The following is a 24,436-nucleotide window of genomic DNA, read 5'->3' as shown; positions in this document are numbered from 1 at the left end:
CGCGCCTCGTACCCACGTCAGGCGGCGGCGCTCTCGCCGGAGTCTGCCTGGGCCGAGTCGGCTTCGTCGGTGCCCTGACGAGAGGCGAGGAGAGAGGCTTGGCCGACGGTGATGGCTTCGCGGCGCGTTTGCTCGACGGCTGCGAGATGCGTGGCGACTTCGAGCAGTGATTCGCGGTATTCCTCGCCGTCTGCCAGTCGGTCTGCGACGGTCTCGGCGAAGGTCTGCAACCCGTGGCTCAGGTTCTCTGTGACGAGGTGATGGCTGATTCCTCCGCATGCGGCAGCCACCCATGCGGTCACGGCGTGCGGCGACGGCTGCTTGAGACTGCCGAGGGTACCGAGGAAGTGTTCGATGGCTTCCCCGTAGTGTCGCCAGTAGTGAGGGCGTTGCAGCGTTGCCGCCAGCGGTCCGGGGTAGCCCTCGGATTCGGAACTCAGTTGCACGAACTCGTCGAGGTCCATTGGAAGGTCGACTACTTCGGCTCGAACGAGTTGTAGGACATCCTGGCGCAGATCACCGTCGATCTGGCCGGCATCTGCCAGGGCGTGGAGGAGCGCAACGGTTCCGAAGGTTGGGCAGCCCATCGTCCGCGCGTAGGCGCGCAGGGCCACGTCATCGCACCACAGCGCAGCGCCGCGCGCCGTCGCGGTCTGAACCGCACGACCCCACGGCTGCTGCGCCGTATCGGGTGACGGTTCAATTGCATGAGCGTGTGAACCGAGACTTGCCAAGAAGGCTTCGAGGTTGTTGGCGCGCACGGCCAGTCTGGAGAGCTCTCCCTGACTGCGCTGGGTGTAGAGCAGTTCGCGGCGATGGAAGTCGACGGAGAGGTAGGCGACAGTATCTGGTGCCTGTCGAATGTTCGCGCAGGTGGTCAGGCAGTCGAAGCGCACGTCGTCGTCGATGACGCAGTCGGTGAACGCCCCTCGCAGTCGCGGCCAGCGGTCGCGAAGCTCAGCCGCCACGATCAGAGCGCTGGTCTCGATCACAACGGTGCCGTCGAGCGCTGCCGACGCTTCCTGGACTTCGCGGTCGAACTCGCCGAGCGCGCTCGTGACCGCGTTGATCGGCCCGAACGATCTTTCCATGAGGGATCGGGTATAGGAGCGGCGCTGAGCGGCGCACACGGCTTGCACCGGCGTCGCGCCCTGTCGCACCATCTCCTGGACAAACAGGTCGACGGGCGCCTGTCCGAGAAGCCGCGACCTGGTCGAGTCGAGGAGTTCTTCCAGCGACCCGGTGAATGCATGCAGACCGTCCGAACCGCGGTCGAGGAACTGCTGTAGCGCCGCCTGGAAGAGCTGCACCAGGTCCTCGGATTCCGTGGGAAGGATGAACTTGCCGTCCGCGTTGACCTTGTTCCCGCAGCTGAGCAAGGTCCCGATCACCTGCGCGTGCAGTTCGTAGCGCTCGGGCCACCGTTCGATGAAGCCGAGCGCGGCGCGCATCTCGTCCTCGCTGAATCCGAAGAAGGCGTGAAGCCCGACCCACAGCGAAGCGTGGTTCGGGCTGACGATCGTCGGGTTCAGCTCGCGCAGCCGTGCCCACGCAGTGTTCCACTGACGCTGGTTGTAGGCCGCGCCGATCAGCGTCCACTGGAACCTTGCCTCTTCAGGGTCCTCATCGAGCGCCGCGTGGCACTGCTCCTCGACCGTGAGCCATTCGTGCCTCTGCATCGCCGCGCCGATCACGAAGGCCCGCAGCATGGCGCGCACCATCGGCGACATGCCGGTCTGACCGAGCATCTGGACGGCGCGCCGTTCCGCTTCCTGCGCGCGGTCGAGGCTGATCAGCAGGTTCCATTGCTTGGCCGCAAGATGAACGGTCTTGAAGTCAGTCAGCCCTTTGGTACACACCTCCAGTGCCTCGTCCAGCGATCCCGCGGCCTCAAGGAGCTCCACGTGGGTCTGGACGGCCATCGGCGTCGACAGCGCGCGCAGGCGGCGTCGTGCCGCGGCGAGTTCGCCCCGCGCAGCCTCACTGCGCGCGCGGATCATTTCATAGCCGTCGGCCGTCATCGCTCCGGATAAACGGAGCTCTTCGAGTCTCCGAAGGGGCCATTGCCCGCTCGACGCAAGCTTGTGAATGGCCGACGCAACCAGATCAAGGTCTTGAGCCATGTCGGCGATCCGCTGCCATTCGCCCTGCGCGGCAGCTGGGTTCACCGCATCGTCGAGCATCAGCCGGATCGCGTCAGCGTACTGTGAGGCCGGACCGACCGCGCTTGCAATACGTACGGCTGCGTCGCGGTCTCGGAGGTCAAGCGCGGCCTTGATACCCAGATAGGCAACGAGGCCGCCTGACGCCTCGCGTGTCGTTGCATCGCCGTCCGGGCGCGGTGTTGACAGTCGTACCGCTTCCTGAAAATCGCCGGCCAGCATGTGTGCACGCAGCAACGCGGCAAGAGGTTCCTCGCTTGGACCATGCCAGTCGAGCCGCTGCGCTCTCGCCGTGGTGCACAGCTCGATCACCCGTCGAAGATCCGCGCTGGGCCGGAGCGAACGGTCGCCGGCGACACCGTTGAGCAGGACCTGAGCCAGCGCCAGCTGTAGCCCCGTACTGTCCGGCTCTACCGCTAGGGCCGTCTCGAAGTGCTCGGCCGCACTTTCAAGGTTGCCCACCGCCAGAGCAGCATCGCCCAGAAAGGACCTGAGCACCGGCTCGGCCTCGGCTTCAGACACGGACTCGTCGAGGAGCTGTGCCGGGACCTGTGGATGGCCGAACCCCTCATGGTCGGCAAACAGACGAATCCACAAACACAGCAGCGCTGATGCACCGGCCTCTTCGGCGGCGGCGATGGCACGGCGTGCAGCCTCTTTCTCTCCGGCGCCCACCAAAGACTGAGCCGCCAGCACGAGAAAGCGCGCAGGTTCTGCGTTCCGGGTTGCTGCGTCTTCGAAGGCCTGCGCTGCGAGCGCATGGCACCGGTGTTCTGCGGCGTACGCTCCCAGCGCAGCGCTTAGCTTGCCCGCATCCTTCCCCCGCAGGAATTTGCGATCACCGCTAAGAAGCGTCTGGACCGTCCCGCTCGGGTCCTCGTGGGCACGTGACAGAGTCACGGCCAGTTGCAGGGCCTTGAAGTGATCGACTTGTTGCAGGCTACGCAGAAGCCGAGCCGTCGACGGCGGCAGCGAGCGAGTCGCAGTCGCGAGAACGTCTGGAACAGCAGCTCGGGGCCGCAGTGCCAGTTCAAGGAATGCTTCCCGTGCACCGGCATCCAGCCGCTGCGTGGCCGGCACGAGGATCTTCCATGAGCCTCCCGTGAAGATCACCCGGTCGAGGGTGATCTCCACCCAGTACATCTCCCTGGTGGTCTCATCAACGAGGATCACCACCAAGGGAAGGTCGTGCTCCAGCCAGTAGCGAAGGTGTTTGTCCGGCTTTCCGGGCTTGGTGTCCGGTCTGTAGTACCAGCCTGATCCGTCTTTCGCCCGGACCTTGAAGTACTTGGCTTTCCCGGTCTTTACCTGAAGTCCGACCAGTCGGCCGGAGGCGTAGTCAGCGCCAGGAGCTTCTGCATGGCAGTCGACACCGAAGTCATCGTCCGGCTGGTTGCGGAACGACCAATGCCAGCCCTTGATCTCGGCGCCGACCAGCATCACCCCCTGCAACGCCTCCGCCATCCGTCCTCCTGCCACTGGCGCTGGCACACGCCGCCTCTCACGCTCTGAGTTCAACGATAGGGCTCGGCGCCGACACCCACTCGCAACCTAGGCGAGCGCTGCCGCCCCGCCGTTGAGCGCCCTCCCCCACAGCCCGCCGGACGCGCGTGACGTCCCCGGGGCGGCGGGTTCTGCCGCCCCCGGTCTACCAGGTCCCTCGGCCGCGTCACGGTCGTTCGGCCTCGCTGCGCTCTGGCGCTCCACCGTGACCCGTCCTCGTCGGCCCTGGTGTGCGACCCGGCGTCAGATACCCCGCTCCGGCCCCAGGACGCCCAATCGCGCCCGAGTCCGGGGTCCGCGAGAAGGGACACGGTGACATGAGCGCCTTCGTCGTCACGAAGCAACACATCGACGCCATGGTCACGGCAGGACTGCCGCGACCGGGAGACAGCGGATGGATCCGCTGGACCGACCCGGTCGATCCCACACAGACCCACATCCTCAATCTGGACACCGCGGACCGCGCCGGAGCCCTGCTGTGGCAGGAGAACCGCGTCTCCGTCAACCACCGCTACCACGACGGCGACGAGATCGACGCCCTGTACAGATTCGCGCGCTTCGCCCAGAACCCGGTCACCGTCCTGAAGCTGATCGACTGCTACGAGTACCAGTCCTGCGAACACCCCGGATGGGAAGAGAGCCAGGCCAAGCGCCTAAGCAGCCAACTGCGCAAGCAGGCGATCTCCAAACTACCCGGATACGACGAGGCCCCGTGGGGCTTCTGACCTGCGTCCCAGGCCGGCCGCGTCGGCTCCCGCCCGGGACTGCGCGGTCGGCCTTCTGCTTCCCGGCCCTTTCCCAGCTTACGAACAGGACTGTTCCCGACGATCCCTTCCGCTGATTCCCCCACCATCGCCGCGCCCGCCTCGGCAGCCCACACGGACCTAGCTGTTCGCGCCCTTGCGTTCGAGCTGGACTATCTCGATGCCAAGCTCACCACGATCGGGCGGGAGTACGCCGAGGACATCTCGCCGGACCACGCCCACGAGTTGCACAGCGCGTGGGACGCGGTGTACAACGCCCGCGCGGCGCTCCGAATCATCTTGGAATGCGGCTGCCGCGCGGCCCCATGATTCCGCGTTGGCCAGCATCGGCCCGGCACAATAGTGCCGTGGCCCCACTTACCCGCGACCAAGCCTCGAACGCGCTGCGGCTCTTCGAGACACAGGACCTCACCTCTCGGAATTTGCTGTCGTCCGGCTTCCACGGGCCAACCGGTGCCGAGGACGGGCGCCGCATGTACCTCAGCTGGCACGCGCAGGCCGAGCAGTTCCTTCGCGAGGCAGGCGGGACACCCGCGGAACTCGACGCCTTGGACACGCGACGCCACCGCGACTTGGCCAACAACGCGGTCGATCCGCAGCAGATGTACCGGGAAGCCGAGTCGGAGGTCCTGCGTGTTCGGCTTGTGCTTAGCCCCGTGGTGGCGCGGCTTGAACAGCTCACGCGGGACGACGGCCAGGATTCCTCCGCGTCCGAGACCGCGATGCGGAAGTTCTCCAGCGATCTGGGACGCGAGTACCGCTACAACCCTGCGGACACACTGGGGCAAGGCAGTGCACTGACGCAGGTCTTCCGCGGACAAGACGCCGAAGGCCGCCCCGTGGCCGTCAAGCAGGTGCGCATCAGGCTGGACACCGAAAGGCGACGTAAAGAGGAACCCAGGTTAGCCGAACGCGAGGTCGAGATCGCCCGCCAGTTGCGGGACGCGAAGGGCAAGCACCTGGTTCCCGTGCTCGACTATGCCCACCTGAACGGCGAACTGCTGCTGATGATGCCTCTGGCCGACCAGAGCCTCGCCGATCGGATCGCCGACGCCGGCCTACTGACCTCCGACGAGGTCAGGAACGTGCTGATGGATGTCGCGGAGGCGATGAAGGAACTGGTGGTCGCCGGAGTGCTGCACCGCGACATCAAGCCTCGCAACATCCTGTGGTACCAGGGGCGCTGGTGCCTCGCCGACTTCGGCACCTCGAAGATCCTGGATGCGGCGACTGCGTCCGTCAGCTGGGTGGGCAGCGGCACGGCGGTGTACAGGGCGCCGGAGTTGCATGAGGGGAAGCCCGAGACGGTGTTGTCCGACATGTACGCCCTCGGCTTGTCGGCTCTCGAAGCGCTCACGGGAAGCCACCCGATCACCGGTGACGATCTGCGTCAGGCCCAAGCTTCCCTGGTCCCGGCCTTCCCCGAGAACACTGACCCGCTGGTACGACGGACCGTCGCCGAACTGCTCCACAAGGACCCGGGCGCGAGACCGTCGGATGCGCGCAGAATCGTTGAGTTGCTTCAATCGGCCAGCTCGCTGTCCGACGCACAGCGGCGGCTTCAGTCACTCAGGGCGCGCCAGGTCGAACGTGATCTCGAAACTGGCGCTCTCGTCGCGCAAGCCCAGGAGCACTCCGGCCTTCAGCGCCAGGCGCGCCTTGCCTTCGCAGCGCTGTGGCGACGGGTCACAGACTCGGCGACGCGGGCCGTTCTCGATGCGACGGCAGCCGAAGACGGTGACGAGTTCTCACTCGCGGTCGGCGACGCGGAGCTACGAGTACATCTGGGTGGGCTGAGCAAGGCATCAACGCCGGTAGGCCCCCTGCTGATGGTGGCAGAGATCTACCGTGTCCGAGCGGGTCAGTCGCGCATCGTCGGCAATCTCTACTGCACCGGCGACGCAGGTGTTCCGCGCTGGCGCCTCGTGCAGTTCACGGATCACGAGACCGGCGAATCGACGGGCCACATGGCCGAGAGCCTCACCGCCATGTGGAGACCGGACAACGACAACCTGCCCCCCGTGGTTGAGCGCATGTCCACTGAGGCGGACGCCGACGCCGTCTTGGACCTGCTCGCCATCGAGGCCGTCGATGGCGACTCGGAACAGCCGAGCGACCGCATCGACGAGATCCAGAAACTGCTCGACGAACAGAACGCTTCGGAAGTTCGAAACGAAGACCGCATCATCGCTGCGCTGCGTGAGGAGGCTTCGTTCTTCTCAGTGGCGGGCGCGATGGCCACTGCAAACAAACTAGGCGCTCTCGCAGAAGGGCAGGTCACGCTTCGCGCGAGCCTCGAACCCAGGATCGACATTACCTTCAGCTGGCAGCAGAGCGTGGGCGACGGGCGCTTTTCGACGCCGAGTGGCACATTCCTGAACATCAGCGCGTACGTCGATTCCGAGCACGGTGGCGGGACACCGGTCATCGAGGCGAACTGGAACTCGACAGAGAAGCCGGAAGAAGTGATCGGCCGGATCAATGCAAAGCTCCAAGCAGCGGATCGCTGGGATGGTCCGAAGACCATCAACTGGGCACAGATCTTCCGAGACCTGCACCAGGCGATCGTGCTCGCCGTCGCATACAAGCGCCGCGACCAGTCCACGCCATGGGGCCTGCACGGCGCCATGTATGAGCTCCACGGCCAAGACTGGGCCATCACACAGGCGGGAATCGAGTACCGCCCGATCGAGCAGGTAGTGCTGGCCGAGCACGAGTTCCCGGAATCTAAGCAGAGCCGCACGCGCATGACCAGCACGAATCTGGACGGATGGTCGCCGACGCCTCCCGAGGGAGCAGACCCGGCCGAGTGGCAGCACGTACTGTGGCGTGGCCTCTGGCATTTCCCGATCCGACGCGGTCCGGTAGCCGCTCAGCCCACCTGGCGGCCAAGCACGACAGTACCGGCACCCGAGGAGCAGTAGGGCGCCCGCTGGCTGCTAAGTTCGGCACCCATTCTATTGTCCCGCCTGATATTGGCTTCCGTGATCCTGCGCTGGGTCTTGTAGTTGGTTGCAGTCCTGCGTTAGGGATTCGCTGACGGTGTCCTCGCGGTGTTGGGTGTGGTTCAGCGGAGTCGTCGAGCGGGTCTCGTATGGTCCCGTGACCGTGACGGGCGTGGTGTCGTTTCGCTTGGCCGGTGGTTGCCGGTACCGCCTGACCTCTGTTGCTGAACGCGTTTATCGGGCCGATGCTCGCCAAGCCCGACCCGAGCTCACCCGATGCCGGTCGTATGCCCGGTGCGCAGCCGGATGTCAATGCATGCTCAAAATGCGTACGAAGTGGGGGCACCGCTGCCCGCTCGGCCCGGTCACCGCATATGGGTCCTGATGTGCTTGACGGTGGAACGCGCCGCAGCGGTCGGTCGGCCTGTCACGGCCGGTGCAGCTGTTTGCGTTCCGGCACGGGCCGAGGCGGACACGGATTTGCGCCTACTTTCCGCAGCAATCCCTGTATTTCAGCCCTCGTGACGGATTGCAGATGCAGGGCCCGTTGCGTCGTGGCGGCACGATCGTCACCGGCATTACGGCACCGACCGCTGCTTCGCGGCGCACTGCGCGGCGCAGGTGGCGCGGCTCGTCGACGTACGATCCCGGCAGGTCACGGCCGAAGATCGCCAGCAGCCGGCCAGTACGCGCGAACGAGTACCACTTCGCATTGAAGTCGAGCGGGATCGGCTTGTGGACGGGCCGGCCGTCGAGTTCGATGTGCAGCACTCTTCCGACGAGTTGCGCGCGCAGCTTCCCAGGCGAGCTCTCGCTGTCGAGCCTGGGGAACGGCGCGTCGAGATCCTGCGGCACAAGAGTGCTGAATCCCAGTGCACGCAGCCCGCCGAGGATCTGGTCGGTGACTGTACCGTCCTCGTTGACCCTCACGCCGCCCTGGCAGTCGATGACGACAGCCGCGCTCACCCCAAGCCAGATGACGCACTCGGTCCAGCTGTAGACGGACGACGGCTCCATCCCGGCGACATCGATCACTCGCGATTCGAGGCAGTCGCTGTGCGTCACGCAGAGCGTACCGCTGCCCGCCTGTGCGTCCCTGATGATAACGAGTTCGGCGGGCGTGCCCGCCACGATCCTCAGGCCGCACTTGCCGCACTGCACTGCGGAGGCGAGCAGGTGCTCGATCGTCGGGCCGATATCGCGCGACCCCATCGCCGCACGCACCTCGTCGGCGACGTGCACGGCGCCGCCTTCGCGCACCTTCCCCACACCGCCGGCCAGCTCGCCCACGTGCGTCCCGTATGCGGTGATGGCGTCGCGGACCTTGGGCCCGCAACCTACCTCGTCCACCAGTTGGTCGAAGCGCTCGGCTACGTCAGGCGCCTGATCCAACTGCATCCATCGTCCAGTGAGCAGCACAGCCCCGGCCGCGTCCTGGAACTGGCCTGCCCGCTCGAACGCCAGCGCGGCCTGCTTGCCCACTTCGGCGGCTTCCGCCGGGCGGCCAAGCTCGCAGTAGATGTGCCCGAGGTTCATGCGCAGCGTCGCGCGCAGCGCGTCGTTGCAGCTCTGGTCGGCTAGGCTCACAGCCGCAACGGCGTCGCTCAGGGCTTCGTCGTATCTGCCCTCGCCGGCGAGGCGGATCGCGATCCTCGATCGGCCGGTGGCCTGAAGGGACGGCATGCCGAGCTGCGCGACCGTCTCCAGCAGGCCCCTGGCACGCTCGATGGCCGTGGCGTCGTCCGCGTCCTGCAAGGCGCACGAGACCTCCAGCGCTGCGGCAGTGGCGAGCAGCCGCAGGTTCTTGAGCCGGCGTGCTTCCTGCGCGGCCTGCGCCGCCAGTTGCCTCGCGCGCGCCCATTCGCCGCGCCGCGCGAACAGGTTCGCGCGGGCGAGCAGGCAGTGCGCCCAGGCGTCCCGCTCGCCGTCGGTCGGCTCGATCTGCACCGCGCTACGCAGGTAGGTGTCGGCTTCGGCATACAGGCCACGTGCGGCGTAGAGGTTGCCGAGCACCCGCAGGGCCTTGAGTTTGTTCTCCCGTGCTCCGGCGACGCCTGCCCGCTCGACTTCTTGCTCAAGCAGGGTCGCGGCCGTCCTCCACGAGCCGGTCTTGAACAGCGCCTCGGCATGGATGATCCGGATCTCGCCGGCCGTCTCGACGTCCTGGCTCTTCTCGGCGTACTTGACGGCTTCGGCGCTGACCTCAAGCGACATGTGGTAGTCCTCCCGGATCAGAAGGCTGTCCGCGAATCTCATGAGCGCGAACATGTGCATCCGCTCACTTCCGCTACCCACGGCGAGCTCGATTGCGGCACCGAACAGCTCGTTGGCTTCATCGCTGCGCCCGCCGTCCGCGACCAGGCAGGCGAGTTGGAGGTAGATCTGGATGCGCTGCTCGACCTCGCCGGTCTGCTCAGCGAGTTCCCCGGCCTCTATGTAGCGCTCGTACGCGGCCTGGATCTCGCCGCGGCGCGCATGCAGGAAGCCTTCGAGCACCAGGCCGCGGATAGTGCCCCGGCTATCGCCGGTGGCCCGGTAGATCTCCAGTGCGCTGCGCAGCGCGGTCTCGATCTGCTCGCCGGTGTTGCCGTGGATCAGTTCGTGCTGGGCCAGCTCCCCGAGAGCCGCTGCCTCAGCCTCCAGGTCGCCGATGGCGCGCGCCGCCTCGATGCGGCGCTCGGCCATCGCGGTCAGGTCCCCGGTGCCGTGCATCGCGGCAATATGCCATTCGACGCTCGCCGTCGCGTCGACGAGGCTGTTCGCGAACCCGGCGCGTTCGGCCACCCGCCGGGAGTTGTCCACGTACTGATGCGCGCGCCGGTAGTCGCCCTTGAATTCGTACGCTTTCGCGAGGTGGCTGAGCACGATGGCGAGCGCTTGATCGTTTCCCAGCCTCCTCCAAACGTTGGCCAGGTCCCGCAGGATCGCAAGCGCCCGGGAGACGTCGCCGAGATTCAGGTCGATCGTGCAACGCTGGGTCATGGCCAGGGCCATCAGTTCGACGTTGCCGTCCTGCCGAGCGATCTCGGCCCCCGCCGCGAGCGCTTCTAGCGCCTGAGCGGTCTTGCCGAGACGGGAGAGCGCCGAGCCGGTGTTGAGCGCTGCGGCAGCCTGCCAGGCTAGATTGCCCGTGTGCCGGCCCGCGCTCCAGAGCAGCCGCTGGAGCTGTTCCATGGTGACCCATCTGCCGCGCAGCAGCAGGCCAGGACTGAGCATGCCGGAGAGCAGCGCCACCATGTCCCACAGCTGCATCCCGTGCGCCATCTGCGTGGTAGCCATGGCGCCCGGCAGGTCGTCCTCGAAGCTGCGCAGAGCTTCCGCTTTGCTCTCCGCCTGGCCGTTCGCCGTGTCCCCGGCCGCGATCAAGCGCAGTGCTTGGTCGCCGCGCACCGCATAGAGGAGGCAGACGTTGCTCACCGAGGCAACACGCGCGGCCTGATCCAGCTCGGCCGATTTCAGCCGGGCGAACCGGTGCAGGATCTCGTGCATCGCGAACCGCTGGTCGCCAACCTGTTCGATGAGGCTGTATTCGACGAGTTCGTCCAGTTCGCCACAGGCTTCGGCGATCGAGGCGGCAGTGATCTCCTCATACGTGGCCGCGATCGCCGCCGCGGCAACGTCGGGCGTGACGGTGATGTGCGGCAGCGTGCCGAGGGCGCGAACAAGCTGCTGCTGCGCAGAGGAGAGCACGGCGTAGCTCAGTTCGATCACAGGTCCCACGGCTGCGTCACCGATGCGCAGCGCTGTGATGCCGGTGGCCGGGTCCGCGAGTTGTCGGAGGTATCCCGCCACCGATGTCAGGGGTCTGCGCGCGATGCGGGAGCTGGCGATGTGCAGTGCGAGGGGATGGCCTCGGCAGATATCACTGAGCGCACTCAATTCGCCGCTACTGAGCCGGTCCTCTGCCACGATCTGGCGCACCAGCGCGGTGCTGCCCTCTGGGGTCAGCGGTTCGAGGTCGACGTACTCGATCATCCCCGCGAGTCCGCTCAGCTTCACCCTGGACGTGGCGATGACCGTGTAGTCACCGTCGATGGACAGCAGTTGCGCCAGCGCGTCCTCGGCTGGCACGTCGTCAATGAGAATCAGGCACCGACCGCGGCGGATGAACTGGGCAAGTCTGGCCGTGCGCTGAGCCGCAGACATATCGGCCAGCGGCACGTCGGCGTCGAAGCTGCGCAGCAGCGCGTCGATCAGGTCTTCGCCGTCGCGGACCGAGCCGCGGCACGTGACGTAGACCTGCCCGCCGTCGTGGGTGGGCCGCAGCTGCCAAGCCACGTGCAGCGCCAGCGCTGTTTTGCCGATCCCCGGCGCCCCGGTGACGACCAGGCACACCGCCGAGTTCGGCTTCTCTCCGGGGACGCGGTTGTCAACCAACTCCATGCATCGCGCGGCCTCAGTGTGCCGACCGACCAGGAAGCGCCGCTGCGCAGGCAGCTCGTCCGGCGGCGAGGGAGCCCGGGTCTGCTCTGCACTTAACGCGGCTTCCGCGAGCTTGTCAGTCGCGATCTCCAGTTTCGTCAGCACGTCGCCAGGAGTGATTAGGTGGGCGTATGCGTGGCGGACGCCTTCGCATACGTCGAGGAACCGGCAGATCTCCACGTAATCCCAGATATGCCACGCCCTGATCGGGAGACCGAGCTGCCCGATCAAGGACCGGAGCTTCTTCTCGACCTGGTCCTTCCCGCCGACGCCTGCTACCGAGGTGAGCTCCACGTTCGTCGAAACGATCAGGTACTCCGGGACCTCGATTCCCTGATCCCGCCGCGCCACCCAACGCCTGAGTTCCCTCGCCAAATGCCCGTTGAGCCACTGCGCGACCGGTTTGCCGCCCGTCGACTCACGGAACTTGGCTTGGATGACGATGTACCCGTTCCAGGCTCCCGGTCCAGGGGCGGGATAGCTGGTTGCGCCGCGATAGGCGGCGTCCCGCCCGCCGTCGCTGCCGTCGCCATACGCCTCGACGCCGCCGCCGATCATTTCCTTCGCCAGGGCCTGGGTCATGTGCTCGAACTCGTCCGGCCCCAAGCGCGACAAATCGTAGTTCACGCGCCCATCGTGGCATCGAGGTCTGACACCCCCGTGGGATTCCGCCGAACTTATCGTCTAGTACGCGCGGAAGAGGACCGCCCAGCGCAGTGAACCTCCAAGCGCTCCTCACGTCCAGTTCTTCGTGCCTGCTCCATGCCAGAAACCCTGGCAAGACACCGCGCGTGACAATAGACATGCCGACAAGCTTGTTGAGGCGGCGCGACGGCTGAATACCTACAACCGCCGTACCATAGTGGGCGCCGCTGCGCTTCGGCCCTCCTTTCGCTATTGCGTCGTCCAGGTCAGCCAGCGGGGTTACCGGACCCGGAAATCAGCCCTTGAGCCTCGTCGATAAGCTGGTCGTAGGTAATGATCTGGATGCGTGAGAGGCCCGCGTTGTGGATCCGGACCGCTTTGGCGATCTTCTCGGGGCCGTAGGGGGCAGCGTGAATCGCGGATCCGATAAGTACGCTCATCGTGGCGCGCTGAGCGTCGATACCGTGGTCGAGCAGGATGCGGTCACGCTGCTGGTCCAGGCGGGTCAGGTAGTTCATGGCCTGTGCCACAGCTTTGTAGACCTCGTGGCCGAAGACGGGGTAGTCGCGATGCATTGTCATGAGCGGTTGGATTCTCGCGCGCTTGATTTCAACTCCGTGGAGCGAGCCGTCGGGTCGGATAAGGGAGAGGTCGAGTTGGTCCGTCGTGGTCAGCATTCGTCGGCCGCCGGTCGGCAGGAAGCCACCACCGAACAGCCACAGCATGCCTTCGAGCAGCTTCTGTAGTTCTCCCTCCAGGGTCCGCGGGTCGGCGACCGCCGCGCGAAGTCGATCGAGGTCCGCTTCGCGCCGCCGCCGTTGCACCAGTGTGTGAAGCGCTTCTGCGGCATCGATCCCCTCCAGGGAGAGAGCCGTTGCGGGATCCCGCTCGACCAACTCGATGAGACCGCGGATGGTGCTGGCCATCTCGGGCGGCCCGGCGGCCTGCTCCGGCTGTGCCGCGTGCGGCGAGGAGGTAAGACCGAGCTTCACCGGTGATGCCCTGTCGAACGGATCGCTCAGCCCTCTGAACGCCTCGATACCGGCGAGCTGGCGGATCCTGAGGATCGGGACCTTGAAGTCCGACAGCACGCCGCCCTTCTGCGGCCCGCCGCGCCAGCGCGGGTAGACCATCCTGCGTCCGGCGTCGACCCTTCGTTCAACGGCCTGTCCCTGATCAACCACGAATTCTCCGATGTACTGGCACAATTCGCCCCGAGCCTCGAAGACGCGCAGCACCCGGCCGCGGTCGAGGTGCCTGATCACGGTCACTGCGGCCTGTGTGTCGCCGTCCGCGGCCTGCCCGGCGACCCGCAGCACATCCTCATCCCAGGTAGGGATGAGTTCCGGATCGTCGGGCCGGCGGTCGACGAAAAGCAGGTCGTTCATCGTCCGCGTGCTGGAGCACTCCGCCCATCCGCGGGGGCCGCCGAAGACGTCGTGGACCTCGCTTCGGTACAGCACCGTGCCCGGCGCGATCGGCCACAGCAGCGGACTCTCCTCAGCCGCACGCTCGGCTCGCAACAACTCAAGAAGCGCAGTCCACTGTTCGTCCCGAAGGTCCAGTGGGCAAAACGAACCTCTCCCGGCCTCTGATCCGCCGCCCCTGCCAGCACGGACGATCAGATCGAGACCGGCAATGTTCAACGCCGCCACCGAGACGGGATTCGACAAGCAGAAGTCCGTGTAGACGGCCCGCGCCTCCTTGCGGCTGCTCTCCGCAGCCGGTTCCGGTGCGGCGGTTGGTCGGGCGATGGAGCGCAGGCTCAACCGCCGCGGAGAGACGACCGTTACCTCTTTCTCGACGACAGAGCCGACGGCAACTACTCCGCCGCCCCGGCTCGTGCGCCAGAGCAAGACAGGATCACCAACGTTCTCCAGCGAGATCGCCGAGACCCCCTGCGCCGCATACCGCCGGCCGTCCGTGACGAACGTCCACAGCCTCACCGACACCAACCCACCCCCATACGTGTCGGCCTGAGCTTCGCGGACATTCGCCCTCTGACTTCTGCGATCCGGACTGCCGCGCTGGCCAGCCTGTATCGCCCGGATGAAGACCTTTCCCTAGGGGTGCTCCCCGCGCTTATCGGCATGGAGCGACGATACCGGCACAATCCGACAGAACCGGCCCTCCCGCTGCCCAGTTTCCGGGGCAGTCCGGTCGCGTCAAGGGCGCTCGCTGCGCTCGCGTCGCAGCAGCTTGAGAGGCTGGCCGGCCAGTGTTCGCGATCGGCCGTTGGCCGACCCTTGACCCGCCAGGCCTCTGGGCCCCGGACCCGTTGGCAGCTGTTGGAGGGCCGGGGGAAGTGGTCGGGGGCAAGGTTTTTCCCGCTTTCTCGCCTATTTATCATTACATGGATACACTGTCACGGATTGATAAAGGTGGCTTCTGAGCTGGTATTTTGACTTGCCAGGCTAGCGTGCCCGTGATTTAATTAACCCATCGAGGTGGGGCGGCATCCCCAACTCGATCCCCAAAGAACACAACCGAGAGCGAGATCTTCTAATGGTCAGTGCAGTGCTCACCCCGACCCGCGCACGTTCGTCCGAGCGCAACCTGCGCAACGCGACCCTTGCAGACTTGGCCACCCGGCTGGACTCGCAGCAGCAGCGCAAAGTGGACGTGGTCGCCCCGGCGTCGGCTATCCGCGCACAGGGCGGCATGCTGGTCGTCGACCAGGCCGAGCGCCGGATCACCGCCGAGGGCGTGACCTCGGTCGCGGGCACCTACGAGCCGACCGGCGTGTGTGAGAGCGGCATCGCGGACAAGCTCGGCGTCCCGCTGCCATATCTGCGGCGGATGCGCGCCGAGGCGCCGCACCTTTACGACGCGAATGTGAACGAGTGGCTTGGCCGCGACGGGCGCCGTTTCCTGGTGCGGGCGCTGAGCGCCGAGGACGGCGGTACCGGCCAGGCACGGGCGTTCCTGTCCAACGGATATAAGATCATCGATAACTTCGACGTGCTCACCGCCGTCCTCGACGGCGTGCGCCAGGCGGGCGTGCAGGTGGACATCGCCAGCTGTGACCTGTCGGACCAGCGGATGTACGTGCGCCTGACGGCTCCGGAGATTCGCGGCTATGCGCCGTACCTGCTGCGCAACTACCGCAGCCCGTACAGCGGCAGGACCGGCGCCGAGAACCCGACCGTGTTCGCCGGTCTGCTGATCTCCAACAGCGAGACCGGATGCGGCTCGCTGTCGATGACCCCGCAACTGACCGTCCAGATCTGCGACAACGGCATGCCGATGACCAGGGACGTCGTGCGCGCCGTGCACTTGGGCGCGAAGCTGGACGAGGGCCGAGTGGAGTGGAGCGACGACACCCAGCGCAAGACCCTCGCGGTCTACACCGCCCAGGCCCGCGACACCGTGCGGCGCTTCCTGGACCGGGACTACGTCGAGGCGAACATCCGAGAGATCGAGCGAACCTCGGGCGCGCCGGTCGCGGACGTGGAGGAGACCATCAAGTCGGTGTCCAAGACGCTGCGCTTCACCGAGGAGCAGCGCAAGGGCGTCTTCGACCACTTCATCCGGGGCGGGGACCTGACGGCCGGAGGCGTGCTGCACGCCGTGACCTCCTACGCCCAGACCGTCCAAGACCCTGACGACGCGCACGAACTCGAAGCCCAGGGCATCCGCGCCATGGAACTGGCCGCCGCCTGACGCGCCCGCGTGGCCGGGCCGAGCGGCCCGGCCACCGGCTGACACCCGGCGAGGTCACCATGACCGACGACATCGACGAGCGCGAATACCCACGCACTCCGCTGTTCGGCTACCCGGACGACCCGCCGGGCGAGGACTGCGGCGCCCCCGGCGGCGTGCGTTGCCGCCTGGACTGTCCCACCGGTCTGGGTGAGCCGCACGACCCACCCGCGCCGCGCTGCGAGCGGAGCGACACCGAACCTTTCTGACCCCACACGCCGGTCCCCGGCGCTTCCCACTCGTCCGCGCGGGCGGGGCGGCATCCCCACCCGCGCGGCCCCAAGAGAAACCAACCACCGAGAACAGGACGGACCATGACCACCACAACCACTTCCCACGTCAACGCCGTGCTCGACGCCGCCGAGCAGTTCGACACCGACCGACCCGCACCGACGCGGGCTGAGACCCCTGACACGGGTACCGGCGTGGACCTGGCGGCGCCCGGCCCGCAGGCCGTCGCGACGATCAGCATCGGCGCGCTGGCCGCGCACCCCGGCAACGTGCGCACGGACGTCACGCCCGATGCCGAGTTCGTCGGCAGCGTGCGGGCCGAGGGCATCCGCATCCCCCTGCTGATCACGGGCACGAGCGAGCCGGGGGTGTTCCGGATCATCGACGGGCACAAGCGGTTCGCCGCCGCGCGCAAGGTCGGCTTGGAGCAGGTCCCGTACACCTTCGACGCGGCGCGCGCCGCCGACGAGGCGGGTCAGTACCTGGACATGCTGATCACTTCGCGGCACAAGACGGCGCTGACCGCGTTCGAGGAGTCGGCGGCCCTGTTCGCCGCCGCCCAGGCAGGAGCGTCGAAAACGCGCCTGGCGAAGGCGTACGGCAAGCGGGAGCAGGTGGCCGAGGCACTGACGGTCGCCGCCCTGCCGCAGGAGACGAAGACGGCTGCGATCGAGTCCGGCTACGAGTGGACGCTGAGCGAGCTCGCGGCGCTTCACGATTTCGCCGGGGATCCGGCGGCCACCGCGCGTCTGATCGAGGCCGCCGAGGACGACAGCTTCAGCTACCAGGTCGAGCGCGAGATCCTGGAGCGCGAGGAGCGGGCCCGGCGCGAACCGATCCGGGCCGAGTTGACCGCCGCCGGTGTGCGCGTGCTCGACGAGGAGCCCGACGCGGGCAGGCGGCTGCTGCGGCTGCGTACCCAGGACGGCGCGGAGATCGACGAGCAGGCGCACGCCGCCTGCCCCGGGCACGTCGCGGTGTTCGAGCGGTATGGCGAACCGCGCGTGTCCTACTTCTGCGAGGACTTCGCCGCGCACGGCCACGTGGACCGCTGGGCTTCAAGCACGACGCACGCGCCAGGCGGCACGTCGGGCGACCCGCAGAGCAAGGCGGAGACGAGCGCCGCGCGGCGGCTGGTGATCCGGGGCAACAAGGACCATAAGGCCGCTGAGATCAACCGGCGCAAGTGGCTGACCGAACTGCTGGCGCGCACGTCGCTCTCGCGCGAGGATGCCGACCTGATCACCAGGTTCAGTGCGCAGACGTATCTGTCGATGCCCGAGCCGATGCGCAGGTACGCCGCCGACTACCAGGCCCGCGAGCGGCTGGCGGAATTCCTCGGACTGTCGTCGAGCAAGCCCGAGGCGTTCAGCGGCGCGGTCACCACGGCCGGGCAGCGGCGGCTGATCCTGCTCACCTTCGCGCCGGTCGCCACGGCGTACGAGAAGGCGCTGACCAACGACATGTGGCGCACGGACACCGGTTCCTACGTCCAGTCCGGGCGCGCGGACGCGCGCCGCTGGCTCGAATGCTGCAGGGCGCTGGGCCACGCCCTCGCCCCGATCGAACGGGCGATCGTGGCCAACGAAACGTACGTGCCCGCCGACCTGTCACCCGCGACCGCGAACACGATCACCGGCGGGGACGCGGACGGCCCTCAGCCCACCGACGACGAGCCGGACGAATCCGGGCAGTAGACCGCTCCGCCCGAATTGGCCGGGTGGCGGCCCTCCTTCGCCGTCACCCGGTCCGGGCGCGGCGTCGTGCTCCGCCAGACCGCAGCCCTGATGGGCCGTGATCACCCGGGCGGCGAGTGTTCGCGCACTGACACCGCCCTGACCTCCCGCGACAGAACATCCGAGGTGACCGTCATGAGCTTCTACTTCCTCGTACTCGATACGAACGACCAATTCGAGGCTCTTATCTGCGAAGAGCAGTCCATCGATCTCGCCTTGATCTCCGCGCTGCTGCGCACCAGCCGACTCGCGGCCAGCCCGCCGGTCCACGACGGATTACTGCTGTGGATCGACGCTTCGCAGGGCGCCCGCAGGCGTGAGCCGAACGGACGCGCCTGCATCCTGTTCTCGCACTTGTACGGCACCCGTGACCCTCTCGTGTACGGCCCGCTGATCGTCACCGGAGGCACCCCCGAACAGCCCGAGGCGCTGAGCCTTGTACGCGTGGATGCGGCCCTGCGCGACCTGTTCGGCATCGAACGCGGCCACGACGATCCCCGGCAGGACGGCCCGTCATGACCGGCGTACCGATCCCGGCCACGGCCGCCGGGTATCCGGTGAAGTTCAGTTTCGGCATGGGTCTGGACTCGGCCGCCGTCGCCATGCGCTGGTCTGAAGAGCCCGGGACCTATGAGTACGGCGACATGTCTGACCTCGTGTTCGTCGTCGCGATGACCGGCGACGAGTACGACGCCACACGGCGCCTGATGGAGACCCACCTGCTGCCGCGCTTCCGCGCGCACGGCTGGAGGCTGGTGCAGCTCTCGCGCGCCGGCCAGGGTGGTGGGTACGTCGTCCTGGACGACTCGCGCGCCCCGAAGCGCATGATCATGCGCGGTCCCTGGAGCTTGTCGGACGAGCTGGCCGCCGCTGCGACGATCCCGCAGCTCTCCCACCGCTGGTGCTCGGCGCACGCGAAATCAGAGCCCTTGGACGCCTGGACGCGCGACGAGTTCGGCGACCGCCCGCATATCAGCGTAATGGGATACGCCGCCGAGGAGACTCGGCGCGCGCAGCGGGACATCAGCTACGCCAGCGCGCTGCGCATCCCGGACTACCCGTTGCGCCGCTGGTCGTGGGACCGCGAGCGGTGCGCCCGGTATCTGTACGAGACGGTGGGCGAACCCTGGGTCAGGTCGGCGTGCGGGTACTGCCCGTACGCCGCCACGACGCGCAGCCTGCCCGCTCTGGTCGCGCGCTGGCGCGCGGAGCCGCACCTGGCAGCCCAGGCGCTCAGCCTCGAATACACCGCCGTGGCGCTGAACGACCGCATGCCGCTGTTCGGTCGGCTTTCCGCCTTCGACCTGGTCCAGCGCCACGGCTTGACCGACGCCCTGATGCTGCACGAGCGCCAGTTGTCCGCAGCCGAATGGGCCGTCTACGACGTGCGCAGGATCGCCTTTCCACGTCGCGACCGGCCCGGTCAGAAAGGCACAGTTTGGCGCTCGGTACGCCGCGCGTGCGTCGGCAGCCGCAGCCGGATGACCGCGGAACTGCAACGGCGCGCCGCACAGGCCGGGGCCGCGGTGAGCGTTGCGGACAACGGCGCGCGCCGCGCCGTGCTCATCGCGCGCCGCCCCGACCAGTACCCCGCCGTTGAACGGACCCTCGCGCTGGCCCCGGCCGGTGCCACGGAGAAGCAGCGCACGCACTTCGAACACCACTGGCGCGCGCTGACCGCCCGGGACGAGCGGCCCGCCTCGATCGCATGACCCAGCCACCCAACACCCCGCACGCTCCCGAGAATCGCGAGGAACACACTATGCCAACCCTGATTCACACCCGCCTCGATGTTCCCGACCGGCACCCGGCCGTCACCGCGCTAAGCGAACTGGAGACCTCCCACGGCGTTGCGTGGGTGGCCGCCGTCGAGCTGGACGGAGCGCGCATCGGCACCTTCGAGAACGACGGGCGCGGCACGGCGACCTGCTTCGTCCCCTGCGACACCAGCGTCTACAGCACCCTGGACTTCGAACGGTTCGCCGCCACGTGCGCCCGCGACGGCTCGCCAGTCCCGGCCGAACACGTCATGGAACTGCTGGTGGAAGAGTACGACAGCACCGTGATGACCCGCGACGTGCACGGCCTCGCGGGCACCTACGCCCGGCAGGTCGCTGACGGCTGGACGGTCGACTACGCGCACGTCGAGCAGCGGCCCCGCACCGAGCAGGAACGCGCGCACCTCGGCCGGCTCCTGAACGAGCAGCATCCGCCCGCGCCGGATCTCACCGTGACCTGGGAGCTATGGACCGGAGAGGTCTGGCAGCCGTTGCCGCTGCCGCCGTACGACTGAACCCGGCACGCGACAACAGACCCCTGATCACACTCGCATCGCGCGGTACGGCGCGGCATCGCCGCCCGCGCGCCCCGAAGAACACCGACCGCGAAGGAAAACTCTCATGACCGACTCCACCGACCGGCCCAACCCGGGCGAACCGACCAACGGCCAACGCGTGATCCTCGAAGGACTGCACCGGGCGTGCCGCGCCGTCCTCATGCAGGACGAACCGCCCGGGGACCTGACGCCCGGCGCGCAGATCGCCTGGTTCACCGGCGTGCTCTCGGCCGCGATCGACACGCTCGCCGCGCGCCCCGATCTGTACGCTCCCGCGGAGCTCTACAGCCCGCCGACCGTGCGCGGCTACGGGCAGGCGCTGAGCGTCCTGTTCCACGCCCGGCCCCGCTCCGGCATCGCCTACCGGCTGAGCACCTACTGCAACATCGTGCACCCGGCCGGGCTGAACGTCTCCGTCGATCCGGCGACCTCCGCCATCCACCAGGCGATGAAGGCCGCCGCGATGATGCTCCACGCCACGACCGGCAGCGATCCGCGCACCCTGGCCGAGGAACTACGCGACGCCCGCCGCTCGCTGATCTCCGCCGTCGCGTACCTGGCCGAGGCCATCCGTGCCGCCACGGCGCACGGGGGCGATCGGACGTGACCGCAGCGGGAAATAGGGCGATGGCCGACAGGTTCGCCCGCAGGCGGCGCCTTTGGCATAAGGCTCTGTCGGCCATCTGGCCCCGCGCCGTCCCCAAAAGCAACCAACCGGTGCCTTTCATACGGCGCGGAACGTGCTGCGAGTCTACTCGGTCGCGCCTGCCGCACCGTCCAGACGGCCAGGTCAGTGCACACGACGGGCCGCGTATGACACCATCGGCGCGACGAATCCCGACGGCCGGTGCCCCGGCCCGGTCCCCAGGAGGCGACGGTGCCGAGCAGCATCCACGGCCGCCGCGTGGTGACCCGGGCCGAGCTGACCGAACGCGGCGTACCGCTGGCCACGCTCAAGTGGACCTACCGCAACCGGGCGAGCACCGGGCACCCCGAGGCGGCCAACCCCGGCGGCAAGCCCCTGGCCTGGTACGAAGACGAGTGGACCGCGTGGTTCGCGCAGTACCAGCGCACACCGGGGCAAGGACGCCCGGCGGGAACACCCAGCCGGCACGCCAAAGCGCACCCGTACGAAGACGATGAACGGCTGCACGCCGTGCTCGGCTGGATGCGCGCAGGACGGGAGCTAAGCGCCCGCGCCGTGCAAGACGGATTGGCCGGGCTCGGACGCCCGGTCAGCGCCGCAGTGGCAGCCCGCATCCTGACAATCGCCAAGCTCGTCGTGGCCGAGAACGGTACCGAGGCCGACCAGACCGGCGGCGAGTCAGCGATCTGACGGGCGACCCGCCCGCGCCTCGAAGCACGCTCGCCCAAACCCTCCCATCGCCCGTCGACGAGGCAGAGCACCGCAGGAACCACGTGCGGCCCTCCTCGGCTCCGGGCCACGCTCGTGATCGCTGCCTCCCGCATCGCCGGCACACGGTGATTTCCGGGTCTCCCCGTGTCTGTACCGGTCGGCTCGGGCGTGCGAGTCTCCGTGACCGCCGCCCGATCTGGTGAAGACACCGCCACCACGGGGCACCGAGACGGACCGCAATTGCAACGCACGCCGACGCCTCCAGCGGGTTGGTCCGGCTTGAGGTGAGCCGGTGCGGCGGGTCGTTGGTTCCTCGCCCAGCGGAGTCCACGGGCCCGGCCCGCCGCAAGGGCCACGCCGCTGCGCGGGCGAGCTGCGCTCGCGCCCTTGCCCCGGACCAGAACCCGCGGACTTATCCGGTGGCCCGTCACCACGACCAGGCCGGCCGCCCCGGCACCCGCCCACCCGGGCGAGATCCGCAGAAAGGCATCCGCATGAGCATCACCACCGCCATCACCGTCGTCGGCAACCTCACCGAGGACCCGCAGTTGCGCTTCACCCAGTCCGGAACCGCCGTTGCGTCCGTAACCATCGCATCGACCGAGCGGTACTTCGACCGCTCCAGCAACGAGTGGAAGGACGGGGAGACCACCTTCGTGCGCGGCACCGTCTGGAAGAACAACGGTGCCGAGAACCTGGCCGAGTCCCTGGATAAGGGCGCCCGCGTCATCGCCCACGGCAAGCTCAAGCAGCGCACCTACGACGACCGCGACGGCAACAAGCGCAGCGTGATCGAGATGGACATCGAGGAGATCGGCCCGTCCGTCAAATACGCCGTCGCCAAGCCGTCCAAGGCCCAGCGCGGCACCCAGGCCCCCGCCGACACCGACGCCGCCTGGCAGACCGCCGGAGTTTAACCCTCACCCGCGCCGGGCGACCGGCGGACCTTATCCCCCTTCGTCCCTGGCCGGGCGGGCGGCATCCCGCCCGGCCAGGTCCCCAAAGCCACCAACCACCATGAAGGCACCACCGCCATGAAGCCTCCCTCACTGCACCGCGCCGCCAGCCCTGCGCCCGCTCCCGCCGAATCCGTCATCCACTACGAAGTACTCGACGCAGCCAGCGGCACCCTGCTCGACTGGGGATCGACCACCAGCCTGGACACCATCGTCTAAAGCGCCACCAACGCCCGCGCCGACCTCGCTGGCCGCCCCACCCACGTACGCAGGCTGACTCAACCGAACTGGGCGACCAACGCCTCATGGCCGCAGCCAACCCACGCCCCGGCCTACGTACATGCCAAACGGATCCGGACAGCTGTCAGCGACCTGCGCCGCGCCGTCGAGGACGCACGCGCGGCCAGCGTCGATTCCGACCTGCTCAGCCAGGCCACTAACCCGGACCTCGGGGCAGTCCACCCCCTGCCGACCTCCCCAACCCAGGACGACCCGGACCCGCTCGACCTGCCGACCTGGAATCCGCACTACCCGGACAACCTCGACCGGGCGGCGTGGGCCGCCCGAGCCCTGGCCGCCTACGGACAGTCCACCGTGCAGCGTCGGCACGGCGCCGGTGCCGACCTGGTCGCGGAAATGGCCGGAGACCTGGCGTGTGACCTGATGCACCTGCTCGACCACGTCGGCGCCGACGCACACGCGACGATCGAGCGCGGCATCGGCCACCACAACTACGAGGCCGCCGAGGAAGCCGACGACACGGACGGCCTGGAGAGCACAGCGTGAGCGCGCAACGCACCCCAGCGTCAGCCCCGCCCAACGCGGGGCTGACCCGCTGGACCGTCACGGCCATCACCCTGCTCATCGCCGCGCTCTCGTTCGCGTTCTGTTTCGGCAATGCACACAGGCTGTGCATAAGTCTGGGTATCGAGGGCTGGATCGCCTGGCTAATCGGTCCCTCGGTGGACCTGAGCGTGGTCGGGCTGCTGCTCGGCGTGCGGTACCTCGCCTTGCTCGGCTACAGCGACGGGCAACTGTCCAAGCCGCGTCGACTGCTGATCCTGTGCGGCCTGCTGACCCTCGCGCTGAACACGGCGGACGCGATCACCCGGGGCCGGTACGGTACCGCCGCGGTCGATGCGATCGGCCCCGTGCTGCTGATCTGCTGGGCCGACGTCGGCCCGTGGCTGCTGCGGCAGATCCACACCCCCCTCGCACAGGACGAGGCCGACCCCGTCCTGCAGAGCGCGGACGCGCAGCAGGACGAATCCCCGCTACCTCTCGCTGGGTTCGCCAGAGAGGCGAGCGCCGAGGGCGAGCACGCCGACAACCTGCGCGCCGCGCCGCAGCCGCCCGAGCAACACGAGCAGCGATCCGCAGGCGGCCGCGACGAGGCCGGATTGTGGGCCAGGGCATTGCGCCTGGACGCCGCGCACCGCGCCGAGCGGGGACGCCCGATCACCCGCGACGCGCTGCGCGAGGCACTGAGCATCGGCACCGACAAGGCCACCGAGCTCAACCGCCGCCTACGCCAGCACACCGCCCGCCTGGCCGCCCAGGACGGCCCGGTCCCCGCCGACCCGCCGCAGGACGCCGCCGCCGTTCTCGTCCCGGCCGGCACCCGTGCCTGACCGGTCCGGCCGGGATCGCCCGGCCGGACCACCTCATATCCCGCCTC

The 24,436-nt window shown here is 68.0% G+C and carries 17 protein-coding genes; 14 read left to right on the top strand and 3 right to left on the bottom strand.

Annotation, left to right across the window (positions count from 1 at the left end):
- Positions 1-17 precede the first annotated feature (17 nt).
- The gene (locus VGS97_RS23400) at positions 18-3,626 is read right to left on the bottom strand and encodes a DUF4365 domain-containing protein (protein WP_326855786.1); all 3,609 of its coding nucleotides are present in this window, start codon (positions 3,624-3,626) and stop codon (positions 18-20) included.
- A gap of 356 nt (positions 3,627-3,982) precedes the next feature.
- Between VGS97_RS23400 and VGS97_RS23395 the strand changes: the two genes are divergently transcribed.
- On the top strand, positions 3,983-4,390 hold the full coding sequence (locus VGS97_RS23395; protein ID WP_326855785.1) for a hypothetical protein: 408 nt from the start codon (positions 3,983-3,985) through the stop codon (positions 4,388-4,390).
- Between the two features lie 386 nt (positions 4,391-4,776).
- The gene (locus VGS97_RS23390) at positions 4,777-7,353 is read left to right on the top strand and encodes a serine/threonine-protein kinase (protein ID WP_326855784.1); all 2,577 of its coding nucleotides are present in this window, start codon (positions 4,777-4,779) and stop codon (positions 7,351-7,353) included.
- A gap of 507 nt (positions 7,354-7,860) precedes the next feature.
- On the opposite strand, the gene VGS97_RS23385 is transcribed toward VGS97_RS23390, so the two are convergent.
- Together VGS97_RS23385 and VGS97_RS23380 are read right to left on the bottom strand one after the other, a co-directional pair.
- Positions 7,861-12,423 carry an NB-ARC domain-containing protein gene (locus tag VGS97_RS23385; RefSeq protein ID WP_326855783.1) on the bottom strand — a complete coding sequence of 1,521 codons (4,563 nt, stop codon included), beginning with the start codon at positions 12,421-12,423 and terminating at the stop codon, positions 7,861-7,863.
- Positions 12,424-12,707: 284 nt separating this feature from the next.
- Entirely contained in the window at positions 12,708-14,387 is a 1,680-nt protein-coding gene (locus VGS97_RS23380; RefSeq protein ID WP_326855782.1) for a Shedu anti-phage system protein SduA domain-containing protein, read from the bottom strand.
- A gap of 571 nt (positions 14,388-14,958) precedes the next feature.
- Here VGS97_RS23380 and VGS97_RS23375 point away from each other — a divergent pair.
- The 12 genes from VGS97_RS23375 to VGS97_RS23320 all read left to right on the top strand — a co-directional run bounded on the left by VGS97_RS23375 (position 14,959) and on the right by VGS97_RS23320 (position 24,389).
- The gene (locus VGS97_RS23375) at positions 14,959-16,104 is read left to right on the top strand and encodes a DUF932 domain-containing protein (protein WP_326855781.1); all 1,146 of its coding nucleotides are present in this window, start codon (positions 14,959-14,961) and stop codon (positions 16,102-16,104) included.
- A gap of 59 nt (positions 16,105-16,163) precedes the next feature.
- Complete coding sequence (locus VGS97_RS23370) at positions 16,164-16,352, top strand: hypothetical protein (protein ID WP_326855780.1); 189 nt, start codon at positions 16,164-16,166, stop codon at positions 16,350-16,352.
- Positions 16,353-16,457: 105 nt separating this feature from the next.
- Positions 16,458-18,071: a ParB/RepB/Spo0J family partition protein gene (locus VGS97_RS23365; protein ID WP_326855779.1), complete on the top strand. Its 1,614-nt coding sequence runs from the start codon at positions 16,458-16,460 to the stop codon at positions 18,069-18,071.
- A 174-nt stretch (positions 18,072-18,245) separates the two neighbouring features.
- A complete protein-coding gene (locus VGS97_RS23360) occupies positions 18,246-18,629 on the top strand; it encodes a hypothetical protein (RefSeq protein WP_326855778.1) in 384 nt (127 codons plus the stop codon).
- A complete protein-coding gene (locus VGS97_RS23355; RefSeq protein ID WP_326855777.1) occupies positions 18,626-19,822 on the top strand; it encodes a hypothetical protein in 1,197 nt (398 codons plus the stop codon). Before VGS97_RS23360 ends, VGS97_RS23355 begins: the two co-directional genes overlap by 4 nt.
- A 50-nt stretch (positions 19,823-19,872) precedes the next feature.
- Positions 19,873-20,403, top strand: a complete 531-nt coding sequence (locus VGS97_RS23350; RefSeq protein WP_326855776.1) for a hypothetical protein — start codon at positions 19,873-19,875, stop codon at positions 20,401-20,403.
- A 106-nt stretch (positions 20,404-20,509) separates the two neighbouring features.
- Positions 20,510-21,052: a hypothetical protein gene (locus VGS97_RS23345; RefSeq protein WP_326855775.1), complete on the top strand. Its 543-nt coding sequence runs from the start codon at positions 20,510-20,512 to the stop codon at positions 21,050-21,052.
- 270 nt (positions 21,053-21,322) lie between these two features.
- A complete protein-coding gene (locus tag VGS97_RS23340; RefSeq protein WP_326855774.1) occupies positions 21,323-21,781 on the top strand; it encodes a hypothetical protein in 459 nt (152 codons plus the stop codon).
- Between the two features lie 515 nt (positions 21,782-22,296).
- Positions 22,297-22,719 carry a single-stranded DNA-binding protein gene (gene ssb, locus VGS97_RS23335; RefSeq protein WP_326855773.1) on the top strand — a complete coding sequence of 141 codons (423 nt, stop codon included), beginning with the start codon at positions 22,297-22,299 and terminating at the stop codon, positions 22,717-22,719.
- Positions 22,720-22,836: 117 nt separating this feature from the next.
- Complete coding sequence (locus VGS97_RS23330; protein ID WP_326855772.1) at positions 22,837-22,977, top strand: hypothetical protein; 141 nt, start codon at positions 22,837-22,839, stop codon at positions 22,975-22,977.
- A gap of 375 nt (positions 22,978-23,352) precedes the next feature.
- Positions 23,353-23,544, top strand: a complete 192-nt coding sequence (locus tag VGS97_RS23325; protein ID WP_326855771.1) for a hypothetical protein — start codon at positions 23,353-23,355, stop codon at positions 23,542-23,544.
- On the top strand, positions 23,541-24,389 hold the full coding sequence (locus VGS97_RS23320) for a DUF2637 domain-containing protein (protein ID WP_326855770.1): 849 nt from the start codon (positions 23,541-23,543) through the stop codon (positions 24,387-24,389). Before VGS97_RS23325 ends, VGS97_RS23320 begins: the two co-directional genes overlap by 4 nt.
- Positions 24,390-24,436: the final 47 nt, after the last annotated feature.

The sequence above is a fragment of the Actinocrinis sp. genome (assembly GCF_035946395.1).
Taxonomy (GTDB): Bacteria; Actinomycetota; Actinomycetes; order Streptomycetales; family Catenulisporaceae; genus Actinocrinis.
The sequence above is the reverse complement of the archived record's forward strand: the minus strand, read 5'-3'. Positions and strand labels throughout refer to the sequence as shown.